Here is a 21,334-nt window from a genome sequence, read left to right on the forward strand (position 1 = left end):
TCATCCTCATCCAGAATCGCGTTTTTCTCCCCAACAGTGAAGTGGCGATTCGATTGGCGGACAGGAATAACAAAATCCATCACGGACCTTCCCCGCCCGCGCACCGGACTCCCGCCAACAGGGAACCTGTCACACAAGAGCCTGACACACAGGGTGCGGCACCTCGACTTCCAGGGAAACGTGGGGTTCATTGGTGCCCTGGATGTGGTCAAGGATGGATTTGATCTTCTGGGCCTGGTCCCGAAGCACGTTGAGGTCATCGCCGTAGACCCGGACCAGGATTGGTTCGCTGGCGCCGGTCAGGACCTCTTCGATTCTCTCTTTCAGGTAGGTCTGGACGTCACGGTGCAGGCCCGGATAGCCGTCGACGACCTCCTGGACAGCGGCCACCGTTTTTTCGTAGTCGGCGTGGCGGTCGATGCTGATCCAGTTTTCCCCGGCGTTGACGCCGACGATCTCGTCTGCGGTGAACGCCTGGCCAATGTGTGTTCCGCAGTTCAGGACTCCGGGCACCTTGAGGAGCTCCTCGCAGCCCCGCTGTGAGATGCGGTATTCCTCCGCCGCAGATGTTCCGGGCTCCGAGACCCAGTGCATCAGAAAGTCCCGTTCCTTGAAGGTGGGGAACAAGGACTGGCCCAGCAGGGGAGCGATCGCCAGACCCACCAGTGCGATGGCGCCGAAACCGGCGTAGCCGTAGCGGGGCCGATTCATGGTCCGGGACAAGGCGGCGTGGTATCCGCGTTTGAGCACCCGGACCAGGGGAGGATCGCGCTGCTCCAGTTTCGCGTTGCCGAGCAGAATCAGGGCCAGCGCAGGGGTCACCGTCAGCGCGACCAGCATCGAGGCGAGGACGGCCAAGGTATAGGAAACGGCGAGCGGCCGGAAGAAGACACCGGTCAGTCCGTCGAGGAAGAAGATGGGAAGGGCCGCGACGACGATGATCAACGTCGCGTAGACAATCGGACTTCGCATTTCCAGGGAGGCCCGGAGCACCACCGACGCCGTTGATTCCTCGCTGCCCACGGCCCGGTGTTGCCTGAGCCTGCGCATGATGTTTTCGACGTCGATGATCGCGTCGTCGACGACGACACCCACCGCGATGACCAGCCCCGCCAGGACCATCGTGTTGATGGAGCTGGCCGTGAAGTACAGCACGAGCGCCGCCGTCAGCAGGGAGAGCGGAATGGCCACGAGACTGATCAGCGCGGTGCGCCACTGGAAGAGGAAGGCGCCGAGGATCATGACCACCAGCAGGCAGCCCAGGAGCAGCGCGAGGCTGAGGTTGGAAATCGCCTCTTCGATGAAGCTCGCCGGACGGAAGATGGTGGTGTCGAAAGTGATTCCACTCAATCCCGGCTGGAGCTGGCGGAGGGCATCCTCAACTCCCTTCGTCACGTCGAGCGTGTTGCCCCAAGGGAGTTTTTCGACGATGAGCATGAGCCCGTGCCCGTTGTTGATGACCGCATCGCCGATGAGCGGCTGGTGGTCCTCCACGACCTTGGCAACGTCGCCCAAATGAAGCGCGACGCCGTCCTTTTCCCTGATGGTGACCTGCGCCAAGTCCGCGGGGCTGGAGACCGCCTGGACATGCCGGACGCCCATTCTCTGGTTCGGACTGTCGATGAAGCCGCCCGTGCCGATGAACCGGCCGGGAGAGTACTTCAGCAGCCCTGCGTCCACGGCGCCGGCGGTGACTTCCATGACCTCGTTGAGCGAAACGTTTTCAGCCTTGAGCCGGTCCGGCTGCACCTGGACCTGCAGCATTTGGAGCCGCTCACCCCAGATGGCGACGTTGGCCACCCCGGGTACGCGGAGCAACCGGGCGCGGATCGTCCAGTAGGAGAGCATGGACATCTCGATCAGGGACCGGTTCGAGGAGGTCATGCCGATCTTCATGACGCGGCTCGTCGAGGACAGGGGCTGCAGCATGACCGGCGGAGCCGCCCAGGTGGGCAGTGCAGAGGTCACCGCCGCCATCCGCTCCGAGACCAGCTGGCGGGCGTTCAGCAGATCGGTACCCTGCTTGAAGACAAGTACGATCGAGGACAGCTGGGGCACGGATTTGGAGCGCAGCTCATCCAGGCCGGGCATGCCGCTCAGCGAAGCCTCGATCGGGACGCTTACCAGCTCTTCCACTTCCTGCGCGGTCAGGCCCAGGCAGGCAGTCTGGATCTCCACGCGCGGGGGCGCGAACTCCGGAAAGACATCGATGGACGCTGAGCTCAACTGCACAGAGCCCAACAGCATCACCGCGCAGGCCAGTGCAACAACCACGGTCCTGAATTTGAGGCTGATGCCGATGATCCAACGCATCTCAGTGGGCCGTATCGAATTCCTCGCCGAACAGTTCTTCGGCCCCCAGCGTTACCACCTCCGTGCCGACAGGCGGACCCTCTTTCAGCAGGGCGGCTTCGCCGGCGATGCGCTCGATGTTGACCGCCTGGCGGACATACACTCGGGGCTCCGGATTCGTGTACACCCAGGTCCTGCCCTGGCTGTCGTACAGGATCGCCCCGTAGGGGACGGTGAGCTTCCCCTGCGGACCGGACGCCGCCATCCCTGTCTTTAGCCCAAGACGTTCGACGGCGCGTTCCGTCAGGGTGATGCGGTGCAGGTCCGTCCCCGGGACTTCTTCCATGGTCGCAGGGGCATCCGCGCCAGGCACGGCTTCGGCTTGCGGCTGGGAGCAGGCCGGCAACGATAGCGTCATGAACGCGGCGACCACCAGGGCGATGAGGACCTTCGTGCCGCGGCCCTGCTGGGAAGCTAACTTTTTCATGATGCACCCTCGTTCTGCGCCCGGAGCAGCGATTCGTTCCGGGTTGCGGTCCTGGGCGCCCGCTCCGGTCCGAATCGAAGCAAAAGTGCGGGCAAGACAAATAGCAGGAAAGGAGTCGTGGTCAGTAGCCCGCCCCAGATAATGACGGCGAGCGGTTGGATGATTTCAGTTCCGACCACGCCGCCGAAGAGCGCGAGCGGGAGCAGTGCAAGAGCCGTCATCAGGGCCGACATCAGTACGGGCATCAACCGATCCCGCGCGCTTCGGACGACGAGCGCGGGCCCGTAGGCCGCGCCGGCCTCGGTCCGCAAGCTTTGGGCGTGCCGTATCAGCAGGATGGAACCACGCACGGCGATACCCAGTACGGCGGAGAAGGCAGGAAGCGAGACCAAGGAGTTGACTCCGCCGGTCATTTGGGCGGTGAGCACCCCGCCCGAGAGCGCCGCAATAAGGCCCAGGAAGACCATCGCGCCTAGCCGCCAGCTTCCAAGCGCCGTCTGGAGGAGCACGAGGATGCCGGCCGCAGCGACCGCCGCCAGTAGCCAAAGCCACCGGGCGCTATTCTGCTGCTCTGCGTACCGGGTGAGGATTTCCGCATGGTACGAGAGCGGGAACTGGAGCTGCCGGAGGCCCTTCTCGATGTCCTGCTGCACGTCGTTGAGCGCGCGCCCCTGAATTTCAGCCTTCACATCGATCCGGCGCGAGGTGTCATCGTGGAGGATGACCGCCTCGTTCCCGACCATGTTGACCTGCGCCACGTCGCCGAGGCGTACGTGCCCGCCGCTGGGGGTGTCGATCAGCAGCTCGCGGACGCTGGTAAGGCTGTTCCGGGTCGACGGCGTTCCTTTGACGATCACCGAAAAGACCTTTTGTTGCTGGTAGATGTTGCCGACTTCGATTCCCTGCAGCAGGGCAGCGGCCGCGCGCCTGACATCGCCTGGGATGACGCCCGCCTTCTGGGCCGCTGCCAGGTCAACCTGGACCTCGACGATGGGTTGTTGGGCGGGCGCGTCGACGTGGGGATTGACGACGCCGTCGGTCCGGGCCAAAATCTGCCGGACTTCATCTGCCTTCTGGCGGAGCGTGGCCATATCCAGGCCGTACACCCGGACGGTGAATCCGGCGTCGGCGGTCTCGCGGATCTGCTCGATCTTCTGCTGAGCGTATGTGGATACTTTGCTGGTCAACCCCGGGTACCCATCTACTACGTGCTGGACGGCCGCTGCGGTGTCGCGGTAGGAGGCATCCGGAGAAACGGTCACCCAGAGCTCCCCAGCGCTGATGTCACCCACCTGGTCCGAAGTGATGGCGCGCCCGACGTGTCCCCCCACATTGGCCACTCCGGGAAGGGTCCGGAGCTCTTGGGCGGCCGCATCAGTGATCCGGCTCATTTCCTGGTCTGATGTGCCGGCGATCGTACTCCACTGCACCACGAGGGTCTTGTCCGGCAGGACGGGCACTGTCGGACTGCCTGTGGCCAGTTGGGGCGTGAGGGCAAGTCCGGCGATGGCGACGGCCGCGGCGCCAGCGAACACCCACCGGGCCTTTCCCGCCCCGCGGGATAAAGCACGGCCGTATCCGCTGCGGACCCTGCCCACGGTGCGTCCTTCCCTTGCAGTGGTCCGGCGGACGGGCAGGACGAAGACCAGCGCCGCGGTCACAGTCAGCGCCACGATCATCGCGACGGCAAGCGTGAGCAGATAGGAAAGGAGCAGCGGACCGAAAAGCGCTCCGTCCTCGCCCGGCACGAAGAACACGGGCAGCACGGACAACGCCATGATCAGCAGAGAGTAGAGAATCGGCGTTCGCACTGCCCGGAGGGACCCCGATATCAAGGTGTCGCTCGACTCCGCGGCGCCGGACCCGGCGCCGGACCCCACGCCGGCCGCGACGCCGGACCCCACGCCGGCCCCGACGCCAGCCCTGCCAGCCCTGCCAGCGCGGACTGCGCCATAGAGGTCTTCGGCTACGTCTCCAACGATGACGGCCAAGGCCAGGACCATGCCGGCCAGGACCATGGTGTTCATCCCGGTGCCTCTCAGGTACAGCACCAAAGCTGCCGCCGTCAGTGAGACCGGAATCGTGACCAGGCTGATGACCGCGGTGCGCCAGGACCGGAAGAACGCGCCAAACATGGTGGCTATCAGGACCAGCGAGACAAGCAGTGCGACACCAATTGTGCCGACCTCTTCTTGGATGAACGCTGCCTGTCGGTAGACGGTGGTATCGATCGTGACTCCGGACAAGCCCGGCTGAAGGGCATGGAGCGCCTCGTCGATGCCCCGGGTCACATCCCTCGTGTTCGTCTCTGGAAACTTCTCGATGACCAGGAGCAATTCGGCATCCTTGCCGGAAAGTGCATCGCCGATCAGCGGCTGGTGATCGGTCACGACGCGGGCGACGTCGCCCAACACCAGCTTTCCGGCCGGCCCCTCCAAACTGACTTGGCCGAGATCCTCGGGCGTGGTGATCGGCAGGACGTGCTGCACTCCGAGCCGCTGGTGGCCGGTCTCCAGGAAGCCGCCGGTGCCGGGTGTGGACGCCTCAAGGTAACTCAAGGGCGACACCCACACGGCGTTACCGGTGGTGGTAATGACCTCGTCCAGCGTCACGCCCTTGGCTTCGAGTTGCTCAGGATCGACCAGGACCTGCAATTGCTGGTCTCGGAGGCCCCAAATAGCCACGTTCGCGACGCCGGGCACCGCGAGGAGGCCGGGCTTCATGGTCCAGCGGGCCAGGACAGACATGTCAATGGCAGACATCTCTTTGGAGGTCAGCCGAATCATCATGACCCGGCTCGTCGATGAGAGCGGCTGCATCAGGACCGGTGCGGCAGACACGTTCGGCAACGCGCGCGCCTGTGTCAGGCGCTCGGACACAAGCTGGCGGGCCCGAAAAAGGTCGGTCCCCGGTTTGAACACCATCTGGATGGATGACAGGCCGGGGACGGATTTGGAATGAATGGCTTCCACCCAGGCCACACCGTTCAACAGGTCCGCTTCCATGGGGGAAGTGATCAGCTGTTCAACTTCCGCGGCGGAGAGCCCCAGGGCCTCGGTCTGGATTTCAACCTGTGGAGGGGCGAATTCCGGGAAGGCATCCACTGCCATGCCCGGCAGGCTCGTGAAGCCGAAACCCAGGATCCCCACTGCCAATGCCAGGACCAGAAACCGGAACTGGAGGACCCACCGGAGGATCGTGCCCATCATGGCCGGTCACCCGGTTCCGCGGGAGCGATGGCGGAGAAGCCGTAGCGGGGAGGAGACACTCCAGAATCGATTTTCCGTAAGTGCCTGATGAAAAAGTTAGATCCCCGATACCTGTCCACCACGCGGCTCCTTGGAACTGTGCCAAAGCGCCCCCAGACGTGTACGTCAATAATGAGCCTCGGGCAAACCCCGGGTCAACGCTCCATGCAAGGATTCTCAGGAGAATAACAGGGAATTTTTCATCTTTTCACAAGTGATAGTGGTATACGCAAGAACTAGCCGCCGGAGCCCGGCGTCGCAACCTCGGCGCGGGGCGTTGTGCCGTAAACGCTTGCACTGACCTGGTAGGCGTGCCCGTCCAATTCCAGTGCCTGCTGGTTGATCTCACTCAGCTTGGAGTCTGCGAGCGCCTCCGCTTTGATGAGGTCCAACGACTCTTGGTCCGCACCACCAACCGCTGTCACTTTCACCAGCCCCGTGCCCGCTGAATAGAGCTTTTGCTGGTGGCCCACAGACGGTTCCAGCGGATTGTATTCATCGACGACCAGCACATCGTCATAGCATGCGGCGGGGACGCATACCCGCTCGTGCTGCTTGAAGACAGTTCCGCAATCCAGGAATCCCACGTCGGGTGCGTGGGCCTGGACGTACCCGGGGGTACCGGTCACCGGTTGATCCTGCATGGCGATCCCCGCCTGGGCCTTGGAAATCCCGCTAATGAACGTGCGGGGCGCGCCGGTGAAAGTGCCGTTCTCGTACTCTTCCGGATACTCCCCGAAGAGCCAGACCGCTCCCTTCGCCGTCTGGGCAAAGAAGGCCAGTTCGGATTCCACCAACTGCCCGTCGAAGTAGTCCCGGTCCCACATTACGAGGGTTTTCACGCCGTCAATCACCTTCGTCAGTCCTGTCACGGAGTGGACGACCGTGCGCTCGGAGGTGCCATCGGCACTCTTGACCGTGCCCTTCGTCGTGTACTGCATGCCGGGCTTCAGCGGAAACCACTTGTTGTCTATCCTCGGAGTCGATTGGAAGGCGGAGCGGTCATAGGGGATGGCCGACCCTGCCCCGCAGTACTCTGCGGCGTCGGAGGTCACTGTCGGGGTCGCAGTCGGCGAGGCTGACCCCGACGCCGGCCCTGTCGGTGCCCCGTTTGACGTGGCCGGGGAAGGCGTACTGTTTGGCCCGGAACACGACGCCACCGCGGACAGTGCCAGGAACAGGACGAGCGTGGAACCCAAGGCGGTTAGTCGCTTACTTGGCTGGAACATTTTCGGTGTCCTTCACAACAGGCCAACGTAAGGAGGACTGGGACAGCGAAGAGAGCTCGGCACCCGGGGGAGACCACGTACTTGCCCCGCTGTTCTCAAGCCGCACCGCCCACGGTCCAACTTTTCTCAATTGTGCTCCGGCAGGCGCAGAAAAAGAACAGACCCGCGCACAAACCTGAAGTGGTGAGTGCGGGTTCCCTTGGGCAAGCTGGGGGGCCGGCGGCGTCTGGGGTAGAGAGCCCCGAGCCCCGGGCTCCAGGGGCCCTCCCGCCGTCGGCCCCGTCCAATGCCGGTCCCGGAGGGCCGGCTGGTCTATCTCAAGCCGCGGAAGTGTTCCTGTGTTAATTCAACATCTTTAGCGGCCCTAAGGCACGAGTGCCGCCTACTCGTTTTCCAGGCATGATTGGCTGGACACGCGGGCGGCCTACGTAAGCAAGGCGTTCTCCAACTCCTTGTCCACCCGTGCCAGCTCGGCAAGGAGCCGGGTCAGCAGCTCGGCCCCGGACGCGCCGCCGTCCTTGCGTCCAAGATTCTCCAATTCCTGGCACAGGGATGCAGCGCCGGTGGCCCCGATATTGGCCGCCGCACCCTTGAGCGCGTGGGCCGCCTGTTCGAGTTCCGCTCCGCCGCCATCTTCCAACGCCTGATGAAGGGCAGCCACGCCGGAGGGAACGCCGCGCCGGAACGCTTCGGCCGCCGCGGGCAAGAGCCCAAGCCCATCCGCCGGACCCAGTTCACGAAGTACCGCGAGACGTCCCGGGTCAACGGCCTGTGCTTCAGCTTCGGGGGCAGCCTCGCTGGGAACCCACGCCTTCAAGGCATCCTCCAAGGCAGTCAGATCGACTGGTTTGCTGAGGTAATCATCCATGCCGGCTGAAAGGCAGCGCTCGCGGTCTTCGTCCTGGGCTCCGGCGGTCATGGCGATGATGGGCAGCCGCGCGGAGCGGTTCTCCCTTGCTCGAATGCGCTTGGTTGCTTCGAAACCGTCCATGACGGGCATGTGGCAATCCATGAGCACCGCCGCATAGGAGCGGGCGGCGATGGCGGAGACAGCCTCGGCGCCATCGGCGGCCACCTCGGCTTGGTAGCCCAGTTTGGCAACCATTTCACAGGCAACGAGTTGGTTCACCTCGTTGTCTTCCACCACAAGTATCCTTCCTTTGGAAGGCGTGTCCGGACTCGGGGGCCGGGCAAGTGCGGACGCCTGTTCGGTCGCTGCATTGCCCGCAACCAGCCGCATCAGGCGGTCGTAGAGTTCCGAGCCGCGTACCGGTTTCGTGAGCCATTCGCTGATTCCCGCATCAGTCATACCGGTCTTGGATACCTGGGACGCGGACGTCAGCATCATGAGACGGATTCCCCGCAGGGCCGGGTCGCCGGAAAGCTCGTGGGCAAGCTCGAGGCCGTCCATGTCCGGCATGCACATGTCGAGCACGGCAATGTCGAAGGGTTGGCCAGCGGCGGCTGCCGTCCGTGATCGATCGAGGGCCGTGCGTGCGTCGGCTACCGCGTCCGGCCGCAGCCCCCACGTGTCCAATTGCGATTCCAGCACAAACCTGTTGGTGGCATTGTCGTCGACCACCAACACACGCAGACCCGCCAGTAGGCTCGGGACCGGGGGTTCGGGAAGTCGTCCGGGTTCATTAGCCAGCGGCAATCGGAGGGAGAACCAGAAGGTGCTTCCCTCGCCGGGCGTACTGCTCAAACCGATTTCCCCGCCCATCACTTCCGTCAGACGCCGGCAGATGGCCAGGCCCAGCCCGGTTCCACCGTACCGACGCGTGGTGGAGGCATCCGCTTGGGAGAACGAATCGAACAAGCGCAGATGATCCGCGGCGTCGATGCCGATGCCGGTGTCGCTGACCTCGAATCGCACTAACGCGGTTCTTGCGTCCTGGTCCGCGATGTTCACCCTGATGGCGACTTCACCGGACGCGGTGAACTTTACGGCGTTCGAAGCCAGGTTCAACAGGATCTGCCGGATCCGGCCGGCATCGCCGGCCAGCTGCGCGGGAACATCGGGGTGGCAGTACGCAATGAGTTCCAGGCCCTTGCCCTGAGCTGCTTCTGCCAGGAGCCCGGCGACTTCCTCCATCAGCAACTGCGGATCGAAGGGGGTGATGTCCAAGTCGATTTTCCCCGCTTCCAACTTCGAGAAATCCAGGATGTCGTTAATCAAGGTCAACAAAGCTCCGGCGGCGGTCTGAACCCCTTCGGCGTATTTGCGCTGTGCTCCATCCAGGGGTGTGTCCAACAACAGCGTTGTCAGCCCTATGACTCCGTTCATGGGGGTACGGATCTCATGGCTCATCGTCGCGAGGAACTCGGACTTCAACCTGCTCGATTCCAGGGCCGCCTCCCGGGCGCCCAACAGTTCCGCCTCAGCGGCACGCCGGGCAGTAATGTCCTGCCCGATGGTCGCAATTCCGATGACCCCGTGTTCGCCGTGGATCGGGGAGACCGTCAAGGACACGGGGACGACGGACCCATCCTTGCGCATCCGGTCGGTCTCGAAGCTGCGGGCCTGTCCGCCATTCAGGACAGCGGCCAGCACCTCGTCCTCGGCCTGGAGGTAGGGCGGAACGAGGAGCCCGACGTTCTGCCCTGTCGCTTCAGCCGCAGTGTATCCGTACAGCTTCTCCGCCCCGGGGTTCCAGCTGGTGATGAGGCCCTCGGGCGTCATGCCGATGATCGCGTCGGCCGAGGACTCAACGATCGCGGCCAAGCCCTCCACTTGGGCGAGGGCCTCCCGCGCCTGGTCCTGTGCGCGCTGGCGGGAAGTGACGTCACGGAAACTCCAGACCCGTCCCACGATCTCATCCCCGACCAGTTGGGGCCGGGAATACCGCTCAAACGTCCGCCCGTCACGGAATTCCAACATATCCAGGCTCTCCGCCCCCGGATCGGCGTACAGTTCCTGGACTTTGCCTATGAAGCCGTCGGGATCCGTGAGCTGATCCAGGACGAAAGCCAACAGCCGGCCGTCGTCGTGGGACTCCATAAGATCCGTGGGGATGCCCCACAATTCAGCGAACCGTTCATTCGAACCCGCAATGCTACCGTCTGCCCCGACAACCAGAATGCCGTCCGCTGTGGACTCCAGGGTGGCACTGAGCAAAGAGAGCGCATCACGGAGTTCTGCGTCAACGCGAACGCGGTCACTTACCTCGCGGATGGAGGCGACGAGCTGCAGGCCGGGTCCGACGCCGAGGGGAGCGAAGCTGACCTCAATGGGAAACTCGGTGCCGTCGCGGTGGCGGCCGAACAGTTTCAGGTCGGTCCCGGCACGGCGTATTCCCGGATCACTGGCAAAGAGGTCCCGGATGGCGCCACCTTGGCCCATGAACCGCGCCGGAAGCAGCAACTCATAATGCTTGCCGAGCAGCTGGCTACGCGAATAGCCGAATAGCTGCTCTGCGTAGGCATTGCCGAACGCGATCTGACCGTCCGCGTCGATTACGAGCAAAGCGTCCGGTACGGCCTCAACCAGGCCCCTGAAAGAGCCGACGTGATCCAGCGGCTGCTTTTCGTTTGTCATTTCGGCCCCCAGAGCTGAATAGATGACAAGCCCGCCCACATCGGCGGGCGCCTGGGTGTGCCGGTATGGCCCTCCCCACGGACAGATTATCCGGGAACCGACTCGAAAGCATCACAAAAATGCCATGTACTTCCGGGCGACTACAACCACCGCTGCCGCTTCGGGAAGGGAACCCGGTCCAGGTCGTTCGCGGCCATGACGGCAGCTCCGCCGGACCGCGCGCGGGCCTGCTCCGCGAGCAGTCCGACGTCGGTGTAGCGCGACGAGAAATGGGTGAGAATGAGCATGCCTGCGCCGGCGGCGGCAGCCAACGCCCCCGCCTGCCCGGCGGTGAGGTGGCGGTACTGCGCCGCAAGGCCGCCGTCGTCGTCGCTGAAAGTGGACTCAGCCACGAGAAGGTCCACGCCCTCGGCGAGTTCCTCCGCCCCCGCACATGGCGCCGTGTCCATCACGAAGGCGAAGCTCTGTGCGGGCCTCGGCACGCTCACGTCTTCCAAGCGCACGCCGCCCAGGCTCCCGTCCCGCTGCAGGAGGCTGATATCCGATCCGGTAATCCCGGCCGCCGCGAGCCGCTCCGGCAGGAGGCTGCGTCCCTCGGGCTCGATAACCCTGTAGCCGTATGTCTCGATTCGATGGAGCAGCGGGCGCACCTCCAATCCCGCGGCGATAGGACCCGCGCCACCGTGCGGATGAAGCCGAAGGTCGATGCCGGGAGACGCAACAGCCACGAGGGCGCGGATCATATCCTCACCGGACGCGGGATAGTGCAAGTGGATTGGATGCTCCACCCGGTCCAGTGCCATGCGCGAAAGCACGCCCGGCAGCCCGAAACAGTGGTCGCCATGGACATGGGTAATGCAGATACGCGTGATCTGGCTGGCCGAGACGCCAGCTTGGATCATTTGCCGCTGGGTGCCTTCTCCCGGATCGAAGAGCAGGCCCTCGCCATCCCAATGGAGCACGTATCCGTTGTGGTTGCGCGTCCTGGTAGGGACCTGGGAGGCGGTGCCGAGAACCACGAATTCACGCATGGAACCGAGTGTCTCACTACTTGGCGGCTCCACCCATCATCTTGGGCACCCTTGCCCGGTGACGGGCTTGGGAGGAGGATATGCGGCAAACTCAGGAGGCTTTCGTGACACAGCTTGGCAAATTTGAGAAGTACCTGGTCGAGGAATTCTTTGACGACTACCGTGCCGGAGACATGTCCCACGGTACATTCATTCGTCGGGTGGCGTTCATCACCGGGAGCATGGCCGCGGCTTCCTCGACGATGCTGCAGCTCGGATGTGCTCCGCATGAGGTCCCGCGAAGCACCGATCCCATGCCAAGCCCCATGGCTTCGTCGGCCCGGCTGCCAGGGGAGGCGACGACGGCGGCCGCCGGGCCAGTGCCGGGGGCGAAGAGTCCCCTTTCCGTGCCTGAGGGCGTGTCCGGCCTTGTGACGGCCACTGTCCGGTTCCCCGCCGGCGGAACCGGGATCAGCGCCTACCTTGCGAGGCCCGAGGGGGCCGATGCGGGACCGGCGGTGCTCGTCTGCCATGAGAACCGCGGACTTACCCCGCACATCCAGGACGTCGCGCGCCGTTTCGCCAAGGCAGGGTACGTCGCATTGGCACCGGACCTCCTGAGCCGGGAGGGAGGCACGCCGGGCGTGGATGCCGACGCAGTCCCCGGAGCGCTGACACGGGCAGGAGCTGAGCGCCATGTTTCGGACTTTTCCGCGGGTTTCGATTACCTCCGGTCATTGGATTTCGTGGACGGCGAGCGGATCGCGATGAATGGCTACTGCTTTGGGGGTGGCATCACTTGGCAGGCCGCGACCGAGATACCCAGGCTGAAAGCCACGGCGGCCTTCTATGGCCCTGCGCCCGAGCTGGAGAAGGTTCCATTCATCAAACCGGCCGTCTTTGGCGTCTATGCCGAACTCGACCAGCGCATCACCGGTGCGATGCCGGCACTCAGGGATGCGCTCGCAGCCACCGATGTCCGCCACAAGCTCACTGTCTATCCCGGCGTCGACCATGCATTCCACAACGACACCAGCGAGCGGTACAACGAAGCGCAGGCGACAGCCGCCTGGCAGGACACGCTGGCCTGGTTCGGGGAGTACGTCTGACCAGACGCTTTGCGAAAGAATGTTCGCATGAGTGACGCAGGCGGGTTTATCGATGAGGCCCTGCGCCGTGAAAGCTCGTGGATCCGCGCTGAAGAGATGCAGACCCGGCTCGGAGGCGGTCTCCGTTGCTACGGCTCCTCAGTCGGGGCTATCCGTGGAACGGTCCGCGACGCCCTGCGCCGCCACCCGGGACTCCCGCACGACGAGGTCACTGCCTTGAGCTCGGAATTGTGGGAGGCGCCCGTCTTCGAGCTCCGGCTCTCGGCAATCGTGTTGTTGCAGTCAAACGTCCATCTGCTGACGAATACCGACCTGACGCGCCTCGAGGGTTTTGTCCGTGAAGGAAGGCTGCGCGAACTGGTCGATCCGCTAGCCGTCGACGTTGTTGGACCCTTGATCGCCGGGCTGGATGGGCAGCCGAGGGTGCGTGCTGAAGGCGTGCTGGATCGTTGGACGCAGGAACCTGACGAGTGGCTGCGGCGCGCCGCCCTGATGTCGCCCCTGAGGGCGCTCCGTGCCGGGGGAGGCGATTGGGACGCGTTTGTGCGCCGCGCCACAACCGCGTTGGACACCGCCCGGGAAACGGGCAGGCAGGCCGAGGTGGTCAGGGAAGCGGTTCACGCCGTGTTGAAAGAGGTTGCCAAGCAGCGGCCCGAGCTGCAATTCCCCGGAGCTCAGCTCCTCGGGAAACTGGTGTTGTAGCGGTACATGAAGGCCGCCATGGCATCCCGGGCGACTGCTGTGACTGGCCGATAGGTCCTGGTGCCGTTTGTTTCAGTCCACCCCGTGGAGATTCCCGTGGAGGAGAGCCAGGTTATTTCCTTGTAGAACGCAGTCTGCGGTGTCACGTCGGTGAACGGTGATGCCGCGGGGGCCGTGAAGGCCGGGCTGCCTGCGAGGCGGTACATGAAGGCCGCCATGGCGTCGCGGTTCACAGGCTGAAGCGGGCGGTAGGTCTTGATGCCGTTTCCTTCGTCCCAGCCGGTGGAGATGCCCTGCGTCGCGAGCCACGTGATTTCTTTGTAGAACGGAGTTTGCGGCGTCAGGTCGGCAAACGGAGAAACGGCCGGGGGCGTGAACGCCGGGCTGCCTGCGAGACGGTACATGAAGGCCGCCATGGCGTCGCGGTTCACAGGCTGAAGCGGGCGGTAGGTCTTAGTCCCGTTCGCTTCGACCCAGCCGGTGGAGATGCCCTGGGTTGCGAGCCAATTGATCTCGGTAAAGTACGTGTAATTGGTGGGGACATCACTGAAGGGGCTCGACGCCGGTGGTGGCGGTGGGGGTGGCGGCGTGGTCGACTGCCCCAAGGCCTGGGCGACGGTCCGGACGGAAGTGGTCCCGTTGGCCGTCCGCGCGGCCAGCCAGGTGACGAACGTGTCAAAGAGCGTGGGGCTTATGGTCAGCGTGGGATCAGTTCCGACCGCGATGTGGTGGAAAGTCAACTCCAGCCATCCGCCGGTGCTTTCGGCATTGGTGACCAAATCCTCCAGATTCTGCAGGGTCCAGGTGCTGTCCACTTCGTCCGGCGCCTTGGTGACAAGGGGGTTCGCCGGAGGAAGGGTCTCGGCGAACGGGCAGCTTGGGCAGCTGGCGGGTGAGCGGATGTCGCCCAGGCCTCGCGCGCTCGCAAATCCGCAGTTCTTCACGTCAGTTTGAACGGACGCGTTTTCGGCCGCAAATGGATAGGCGAAGTTGTTCACCTGGAATCCCCAGCTTTCGAGCGTCGACTTGCCGTTGCAGATTTCAGCGCTGGCGGCTGCCGAGGTGAGCGTCGTCAGATCCGGGTGTGTAACAGTGTGGCCGCCGATCTCGTTGCCATCGCCTGCGATGGTGTGCAGGTCCGCCTGCGTGAGGTAACCCGGGGTGCCGATCCAGCTGGTCGTGATGAAGAAAGTTCCCACCAGCCCGTGGGCTTTCAACACCTGTTCGGCGGCAAGCTGGTTGCCGTTGCCGTCGTCGAAGGTCAAACTCACGATGGTGGGGGCTGCTGCCCGTGCGGGAACGGCGACTCCGCTGAGGGCTCCCGCGGTGAGCAGCAGGGCACCCAGGACGGCGACGATCCGCTTGTACTTTTTCGGGTTGTTTATCCGACGAAATCCGGCCGCTCGCGGGCCTTGCTTCCTGAAACGCTGACCAAAGTTGCGCATGGTTCCTCCACGAGACGAGGGCCCCCAGGCGCGTATGAATGTAGGGTACGCCTTGAACCCTGCAGGTTGAACACAAATAGCGGGCAAGGGCCGAATTCACAGCTTGCGTTCAGGTTCCACGGCCGGTGCACGTCCCGTGGCCGCGACGTTGGCCGGTTCGTCAGCAAGCTCTGCCTCAAGGAGTTCGATACTTGGCAGGCTTGAAGCGAAATCCTCAGGGAGCGATTCGATGATTTTGCTCTGCCATTCCGAGACGCCGATGGGCAGGTTGATTCCCCGCAGCGCGTACTCGGCCACCACGTTGTTCTTCTCCTTGCAGAGCAGGAGGCCGATGGCCGGCTTGTCATCCGGATGCGCCAGGAGATCGTCCACAGCTGACATGTACATGCCTAGTTGGCCGACAAATCCGGGCTCGAACTTCACAGCCTTGAGCTCGATCACAACATAGCAGCGGAGCTTCAAGTGATAGAAGAGGAGATCGGCGAAGAACTCATCGCCGTTGATTTCCAATCGGACCTGCTCGCCGACAAAGGCGAAGCCTTGGCCCAGTTCCAGGAGGAACTTCTCCACATGCTGGACGAGTTGGAGCTCCAGTTCCCGCTCATTGCGGCGGTCGGTCATGGCGACGAAGTCGAACACATAAGGGTCCCTGGTGGCTTGTTGGGCAAGATCCGAGTCCGCCGGCATCATGGTGGTCTTGAAGTTGGTAATCGCCTGCCCGGAGCGCTCATGGAGGCGCGTTTCGATCTGATGGGCAAGAACGTTGCGCGACCATCCGTGTTCGACGGCGGCCGCTGCGTACCAGAGGCGGGTCGCGGCGTCGTCGAGCTTCTCGAGCAGTGCGATCTGGTGGTACCAGGGCAATGTTGCAAGCGGCGCTTGCAACATTGGGAACTCGGGCCACGCTTGCGCGAAAGTCTTCATGTAGCGGAGGTTCCTTGGCGAGAATCCCTTGGAATCCGGAAACCGGGTTCGTATGTCCGCTGAGAGGCGCGTGACGACCTTCGAGCCCCAGCCTTCTTCTGATTCCCGTTGTGCCAGTTGCCGGCCGATGGACCAGTAGGACGCGAGCAACGTCCTGTTCGCTGCGGAAATGGCCCGTGAACGTCCTGTACTGACTTCCTTGGAAACGTTGGCAAGCAGCTCCGGGTACCAGTCCGGCATGGACGTTCGCGCCGGGGGAGCCGTGAACGACGCCGCTGCTGCCGCCATCGTGGTCTTTTCCGGTTTCAGTTCCTGACTTTGCACTGGCGTTCCCTCTTTTGTGGCGACTATGGCTTTTGTGGCGACTATGTACGGCGACATGGTTTGTCGAGCGTTTCGTCGAACGTATGGGATAGGGCTGACAATTTAGGAGCTGCCGGGCGCCACCGCTCGGCCGGTTGGATGGGCCGCCCGCAGCCTGTTCCCACGACGGCCCAACACTCGTAATCTGAATGCTGGGAGGTGGTTCCTGTGGAAGCAGCCCAGGGAGATCGGATCATCATTCATGGCAGGACGGTCGGGGCGTCCGACCGGCACGGCGAGATCATCGAAGTCCGCGGTGCAAATGGTGCGCCGCCGTATTTCGTGCGTTTTGACGATGGTCACGAGACCATCCTTTATCCGGGTGGTGATTTCACGATCGATCGCACAGGCGGCAGCTCGTAGCCGGAGGGACGGCCCACTTTCGCCTTGAGCCAATCCCGCCTTGGGCTAAGGTAAGACTTAGCTGTGAAGGAGACCGGGGAGGGCATGCGTGGACCAGATCCTGGAGCTGCCCTTTGAGGTGGCGCTTGCGGCGCTCTTCGCTGTGGTGATGGTCCGGGTCAACACGACATACTGGATCGGCCGCGGCGCAGCAGTGGGAATCGAACGGACGCGCTTCGCGCGCGCCTTGCATCGCCCCAAAGCAAGCAAAGCGCAGGCGCTGATACAGCGCTTTGGCCCTTACGCCGTCGTGCTGACCTTCCTGACCATCGGACTCCAAACTGCCGTCAACCTGGCCGCGGGGCTGCCAGAATGCCACTCAGCCGGTATCTCCCTGCGGCAATAGTAGGCTCCGGCATCTGGGCCTTCGTCTACGCGACCATCGGGCTCGCGGCGATAGACGCCTGGCTCGCCGTCATGGCGGCCTCCCCTTTGGCCGCCGTTCTCCTGGTCCTCTTCCTTGCCGGACTGGCGGTCTGCCTGGTCTTGTGGCGTCGACGTCGGACGGGTGTGGCGCCAGAAGATACAGTGGTCTGAGTTCCATTACCGGACCGGCGAAAGGGCAGGCGTTGAGTATTGAGCTTCCGGACCTTGCGGGAGGCGATTTCTACTACGAATCGCTCGGGAATGGGCGGTTCCGCTCGACCATCCACGCCCAGGGCGCGTGGAATCCGCATGAGCAGCACATGGCGCCCGCATCAGGGATCATGGCTGATGCCCTGCTCCGCCACGAGCCGCGCGACGACGTCCGGCTGGCCCGCCTCAGCTACGAAATCCTGGGATTGATCCCGGGCGGCGAATTCGAAATCACCACTGCCACTGTCCGCCCCGGCAGGACGATTGAACTGATCCAGGCGGAACTCTCGGCGGCAGGACGCGTGGCTATCCGGGCTACCGCCTGGCGGATGGCCACCAGCGACACGAGTGCCGTCGGCGCCATAGAAGACGTCGCAATGCCGGCCCCGGACGAATGCAAACCGTGGGACGGGGCGAGCGTGTGGCCGGGTGGCTACATCCGGTCCCTGGAAATGCGCATAGCGGAAGGACACCGGGCCGGCTCGGGCAAAGTCTGGATCCGCACAGAGCATCCCCTCACCGACGCGGCGGACAGCCGCGATCTCGCGAGGCTCGTTGGACTCGTGGACACGGCCAACGGTATCGCCGCCCGCGTTTCGCCCGGAAAGAACAGCTACATCTTCCCCAACCTTGACCTGCAGATCCACATGTACCGCGAACCCGCGGGCGAGTGGCTGGGCCTGGACAACATGGTCTCCTTTGGCGATGACGGCATCGGCCTGACGTCCACGGTGCTCCACGACATCAGTGGCCCTTTCGGCCGGGCTGAGCAGATCCTCACGCTGAGGAAGAGCTGATGGTTGAAGACCTCACCCGGACACAGCGCACGCTGACGGTGGTGCGTCAGGAAGAATCGCTCGGCGTCGCTGAAGACCTGGACTTCGGAATCGAGCTCCTCAACCGCGCCCGCAGGGGGCAATTGGTGCCGATGCTCCGCTTGTACCGGCCCCGTCCTACCGTGGCGTTCGGGCAACGCGATGCCAAGCTGCCGGGATTCCAGGCTGCGTCGGAGGCCTGCAGGGACCTCGGTTTCGAACCCTTGATCCGCAAGGCCGGCGGCCGGGCAGCGGCCTACCACCGGGGTACCTTGGTGATCGACCATGTGGAGCCGCACACTGACGCGATTGCCGGAGCGAAGGCCCGCTTCTCCTTCTTTGGCGAGCTCCTGGCGGGTGCGCTCCGCCGCGTCGGGGTGCAGGCCGCCGTCGGGGAGATCCCGGGCGAATACTGCCCTGGTGAGTTCAGCGTCCACGGCCTGGACCCGGATTTCCCAACGCACCAGATCAAGCTGGTCGGCACCGCCCAGAGGGTGGTTTCCGGGGGATGGCTGTTCAGCTCGGTGATCGTCGTCGAGAACTCGGCGCCCATCCGCGAAGTCCTCACTGCCAGCTATGAAGCCCTCGGACTGGAGTGGGACCCCGCCACCGCCGGTGCCGCCAATGACCTCTTGCCGCAACTGGACGTACCCACGGTGGAAGACGCCGTCGTCGCGGCTTACGCGGAATACGCCGAACTCATCGACGGCGATTTCCAGAGCCTGCTCCCGGTGACGAGCACCATTACGCCGTTGTAGCGGATTCCGGCCGGTACTACGCTTGAGGCCACAACCATGAGTACCGGGCGGTGGCTTCCTCCCGGAAATGGAATCTGCCGCCCTCCTGAAGCGAGGTAGAGCAATGGACAAGAAGCCATCCGTTGTCCACGATTCCGACGCGGACCTCACCGTCGGTCCGCCGAAGCGCTCTGCCGCGGGCTTGCCCAGCCTGGTGGACTCCTTGCCCCGCGCGGTGAGCCAGATGGGGCCGTCCCGCACCTGGAAGTCCTTGCTGGCCATGAACCAGAAGGACGGCTTCGACTGCATGAGCTGCGCGTGGCCGGATCCTCCCGAGCGGAAGCTGGCCGAGTTCTGTGAGAACGGTGCAAAGGCCGTCGGGTGGGAGGCGGATCCGCTCAAGGTTCCGTCCACCTTCTGGGACGAGAACGACGTCGACTCCCTCGCCGGGCGCTCGGAATACTGGCTGGGACAGCAGGGCAGGCTCGTGGAACCCGTCTACAAACCCGCAGGGTCGAACCACTACCGTCCCATCAGTTGGGACAATGCGTTCCGGATTGTGGCCCGTGAACTGAATGCCCTGGAATCGCCCGACGAAGCCACCTTCTATACGAGCGGACGGACAAGCAACGAAGCCGCGTTTGTCTACCAGCTCTTCGTCCGCGCCTTCGGTACCAACAACCTGCCCGATTGCTCGAATATGTGCCATGAGTCCACCGGGCTGGCCCTCGGTGAGACGCTCGGCGTGGGCAAGTCCGCCGTGAGCTACACGGACTTTGCCAAGGCGGATTTGATCATCATCATGGGCCAAAACCCGGGGACCTGCCATCCGCGGATGCTCACGGCGTTGGAAGAGGCAAAGCTCGCCGGTGCCAGCATTGTGGCGGTGAACCCGCTGCCGGAGGCCGGACTCATCAACTTCAAGAACCCGCAACGTCCCCGTGGGCTGGTGGGCAAAGGAACGGACCTGGCGGACCAGTTCCTGCAGATCCGCCTCGCAGGGGACATGGCGTTGCTTCAAGCCGTTTCCAAGCGCGTCCTGGAAGCGGAGAAGGCGGCACCGGGGGCAGTTCTGGATCATGCGTTCATCGAGGAGCACTGCCAAGGCCTCGAAGCGTTCCGAGCCCATATCGACAACCTGGATGAGCGGGACGTCCTTGCCGCAACGGGCCTGGGGGTACAGGAAATCGACGAGCTTGCCTCCCGGTACCTGCGTGCGGAGAAGGTCATCGTCACCTGGGCCATGGGCCTGACCCAGCACAAGAAGGCCGTGGCGACCATCAAAGAGATCGTCAACCTGCTCCTCCTCCGCGGGAACATCGGCAAACCGGGCGCCGGCCCGTCGCCGATCCGTGGGCACAGCAACGTCCAGGGGGACCGCACCATGGGCATTTGGGAGAAGATGCCCGAACCGTTCCTCAACGCCCTGCAGCGGGAATTCGGCTTCGACCCGCCGCGGCACCCGGGCGTCGATTCCGTGGACAGCATCCGAGGCATGCGCGACGGGCGGATCAAGGTGCTGGTTGCGCTCGGCGGAAACCTGGTCCACGCGATGTCGGACACCACGGCGGCTGAGGCCGCGGTCCGCAAGACCCGGTTGTCGGTCCAGATTTCCACGAAGCTCAACCGCTCCCACGCCGTGGTGGGGGAACAAGCGATGATCCTGCCGACGATGGGCCGCACGGAAATAGACCGCCAGGCCAGCGGCGAGCAATTCGTCACTGTGGAAGACACAGTCTGCGCGGTTCATCGTTCTGCGGGAAGGCTGGAGCCGATCTCCGACAAAGTCTTGTCCGAAGTGGCGATCGTGTGCCGCATGGCCGACACGGTGCTCGGCGATAAAGTCCCGGTTGACTGGGGAGCTTTCGAGGCGAACTACGATTCCGTGCGCGAGCACATTTCCCATGTGGTGCCGGGCTTTGAGGACTTCAACCAGAAAGCCCGGAGCCGTGACGGTTTCGTCCTTTCCCACGGACCCCGGGACGAGCGGAAGTTTCCCACCGCCACCGGGAAAGCAATGTTCACGGTCAACGATCTTGAGACCATCCACGTACCGGAGGGGCGCCTGCTGCTCCAGACAGTACGCTCCCACGACCAATTCAACACGACCACCTACAGCATGAATGACCGTTACCGGGGCGTGAAGAAGGGCCGCCTGGTGCTCTTTGCGCACCGCGACGACCTGGCGGATCTGGGCCTGGCCGACGGCGGCTATGTGGACGTGCACAGCGAAGCCGACGACGGCGTGGACAGGGTCCTGCGCCAGTTGCGGTTGATCGCGTACCCCACAGCCCGCGGTTGCGTGACTGCCTATTACCCGGAAGCGAACGTCCTGGTACCGCTGGATTCGACCGCCGAAGGCAGCAACACGCCGGCGTCCAAGTCGGTAGTGGTGCGGCTGGAACCAGCCGCACCACCGGACTTCAGCGCCAGTGCCCACTAGCGTTCCCCAAAAGG

The 21,334-nt window shown here is 63.9% G+C and carries 16 protein-coding genes and 1 pseudogene; 8 read left to right on the forward strand and 9 right to left on the reverse strand.

The window, feature by feature from the left end:
• Nucleotides 1–129: 129 nt before the first annotated feature.
• The 6 genes from AC1DJW_RS07995 to AC1DJW_RS08020 all read right to left on the reverse strand — a co-directional run bounded on the left by AC1DJW_RS07995 (nucleotide 130) and on the right by AC1DJW_RS08020 (nucleotide 11,825).
• On the reverse strand, nucleotides 130–2,313 hold the full coding sequence (locus AC1DJW_RS07995; RefSeq protein ID WP_476901101.1) for an efflux RND transporter permease subunit: 2,184 nt from the start codon (nucleotides 2,311–2,313) through the stop codon (nucleotides 130–132).
• 1 nt (nucleotide 2,314) lies between these two features.
• On the reverse strand, nucleotides 2,315–2,779 hold the full coding sequence (locus AC1DJW_RS08000) for an efflux RND transporter periplasmic adaptor subunit (RefSeq protein WP_284752706.1): 465 nt from the start codon (nucleotides 2,777–2,779) through the stop codon (nucleotides 2,315–2,317).
• Nucleotides 2,776–5,985, reverse strand: coding sequence for an efflux RND transporter permease subunit (locus tag AC1DJW_RS08005; protein WP_476901149.1), 3,210 nt, complete (start codon nucleotides 5,983–5,985; stop codon nucleotides 2,776–2,778). The genes AC1DJW_RS08000 and AC1DJW_RS08005 overlap by 4 nt, the downstream gene beginning before the upstream one ends.
• A 278-nt stretch (nucleotides 5,986–6,263) precedes the next feature.
• Nucleotides 6,264–7,256 (reverse strand): hypothetical protein, encoded by a 993-nt coding sequence (locus AC1DJW_RS08010; protein WP_476901102.1) that lies wholly within the window; start codon nucleotides 7,254–7,256, stop codon nucleotides 6,264–6,266.
• A 424-nt stretch (nucleotides 7,257–7,680) separates the two neighbouring features.
• The gene (locus tag AC1DJW_RS08015; RefSeq protein ID WP_476901103.1) at nucleotides 7,681–10,794 is read right to left on the reverse strand and encodes a PAS domain S-box protein; all 3,114 of its coding nucleotides are present in this window, start codon (nucleotides 10,792–10,794) and stop codon (nucleotides 7,681–7,683) included.
• 140 nt (nucleotides 10,795–10,934) lie between these two features.
• The gene (locus AC1DJW_RS08020) at nucleotides 10,935–11,825 is read right to left on the reverse strand and encodes a ribonuclease Z (RefSeq protein WP_476901104.1); all 891 of its coding nucleotides are present in this window, start codon (nucleotides 11,823–11,825) and stop codon (nucleotides 10,935–10,937) included.
• Nucleotides 11,826–11,929: 104 nt separating this feature from the next.
• Between AC1DJW_RS08020 and AC1DJW_RS08025 the strand changes: the two genes are divergently transcribed.
• Together AC1DJW_RS08025 and AC1DJW_RS08030 are read left to right on the forward strand one after the other, a co-directional pair.
• On the forward strand, nucleotides 11,930–12,913 hold the full coding sequence (locus AC1DJW_RS08025; protein ID WP_476901105.1) for a dienelactone hydrolase family protein: 984 nt from the start codon (nucleotides 11,930–11,932) through the stop codon (nucleotides 12,911–12,913).
• A gap of 27 nt (nucleotides 12,914–12,940) precedes the next feature.
• Nucleotides 12,941–13,615, forward strand: coding sequence for a DNA alkylation repair protein (locus tag AC1DJW_RS08030; protein ID WP_476901106.1), 675 nt, complete (start codon nucleotides 12,941–12,943; stop codon nucleotides 13,613–13,615).
• Here AC1DJW_RS08030 and AC1DJW_RS08035 read toward each other — a convergent pair.
• The 3 genes and pseudogenes from AC1DJW_RS08035 to AC1DJW_RS08045 form a co-directional block, all read right to left on the reverse strand.
• Complete coding sequence (locus tag AC1DJW_RS08035; protein ID WP_476901150.1) at nucleotides 13,588–14,310, reverse strand: S-layer homology domain-containing protein; 723 nt, start codon at nucleotides 14,308–14,310, stop codon at nucleotides 13,588–13,590. The two genes, AC1DJW_RS08030 and AC1DJW_RS08035, sit on opposite strands and share 28 nt — an antisense overlap.
• Before the next feature lie 240 nt (nucleotides 14,311–14,550).
• Nucleotides 14,551–15,060, reverse strand: a pseudogene (locus tag AC1DJW_RS08040) (polysaccharide deacetylase family protein); the annotation flags it as partial.
• A gap of 96 nt (nucleotides 15,061–15,156) precedes the next feature.
• A complete protein-coding gene (locus AC1DJW_RS08045; RefSeq protein ID WP_476901107.1) occupies nucleotides 15,157–16,308 on the reverse strand; it encodes a PDDEXK nuclease domain-containing protein in 1,152 nt (383 codons plus the stop codon).
• Between the two features lie 207 nt (nucleotides 16,309–16,515).
• Here AC1DJW_RS08045 and AC1DJW_RS08050 point away from each other — a divergent pair, with 207 nt between their 5' ends.
• From AC1DJW_RS08050 to AC1DJW_RS08075, 6 genes are all read left to right on the forward strand, one after another.
• Nucleotides 16,516–16,710: a DUF1918 domain-containing protein gene (locus AC1DJW_RS08050; protein ID WP_059389323.1), complete on the forward strand. Its 195-nt coding sequence runs from the start codon at nucleotides 16,516–16,518 to the stop codon at nucleotides 16,708–16,710.
• Nucleotides 16,711–16,798: 88 nt separating this feature from the next.
• Nucleotides 16,799–17,095, forward strand: coding sequence for a hypothetical protein (locus AC1DJW_RS08055; RefSeq protein WP_476901108.1), 297 nt, complete (start codon nucleotides 16,799–16,801; stop codon nucleotides 17,093–17,095).
• Complete coding sequence (locus AC1DJW_RS08060; protein ID WP_476901109.1) at nucleotides 17,062–17,286, forward strand: hypothetical protein; 225 nt, start codon at nucleotides 17,062–17,064, stop codon at nucleotides 17,284–17,286. The genes AC1DJW_RS08055 and AC1DJW_RS08060 overlap by 34 nt, the downstream gene beginning before the upstream one ends.
• A gap of 32 nt (nucleotides 17,287–17,318) precedes the next feature.
• The gene (locus AC1DJW_RS08065) at nucleotides 17,319–18,122 is read left to right on the forward strand and encodes a thioesterase family protein (protein ID WP_476901110.1); all 804 of its coding nucleotides are present in this window, start codon (nucleotides 17,319–17,321) and stop codon (nucleotides 18,120–18,122) included.
• The gene (locus AC1DJW_RS08070; RefSeq protein ID WP_284752716.1) at nucleotides 18,122–18,898 is read left to right on the forward strand and encodes a lipoate--protein ligase family protein; all 777 of its coding nucleotides are present in this window, start codon (nucleotides 18,122–18,124) and stop codon (nucleotides 18,896–18,898) included. Before AC1DJW_RS08065 ends, AC1DJW_RS08070 begins: the two co-directional genes overlap by 1 nt.
• 103 nt (nucleotides 18,899–19,001) lie before the next feature.
• Nucleotides 19,002–21,320: an FdhF/YdeP family oxidoreductase gene (locus AC1DJW_RS08075; protein ID WP_476901111.1), complete on the forward strand. Its 2,319-nt coding sequence runs from the start codon at nucleotides 19,002–19,004 to the stop codon at nucleotides 21,318–21,320.
• Nucleotides 21,321–21,334 lie beyond the last annotated feature (14 nt).

It is taken from the genome of Arthrobacter sp. 05L417, from assembly GCF_056397865.1.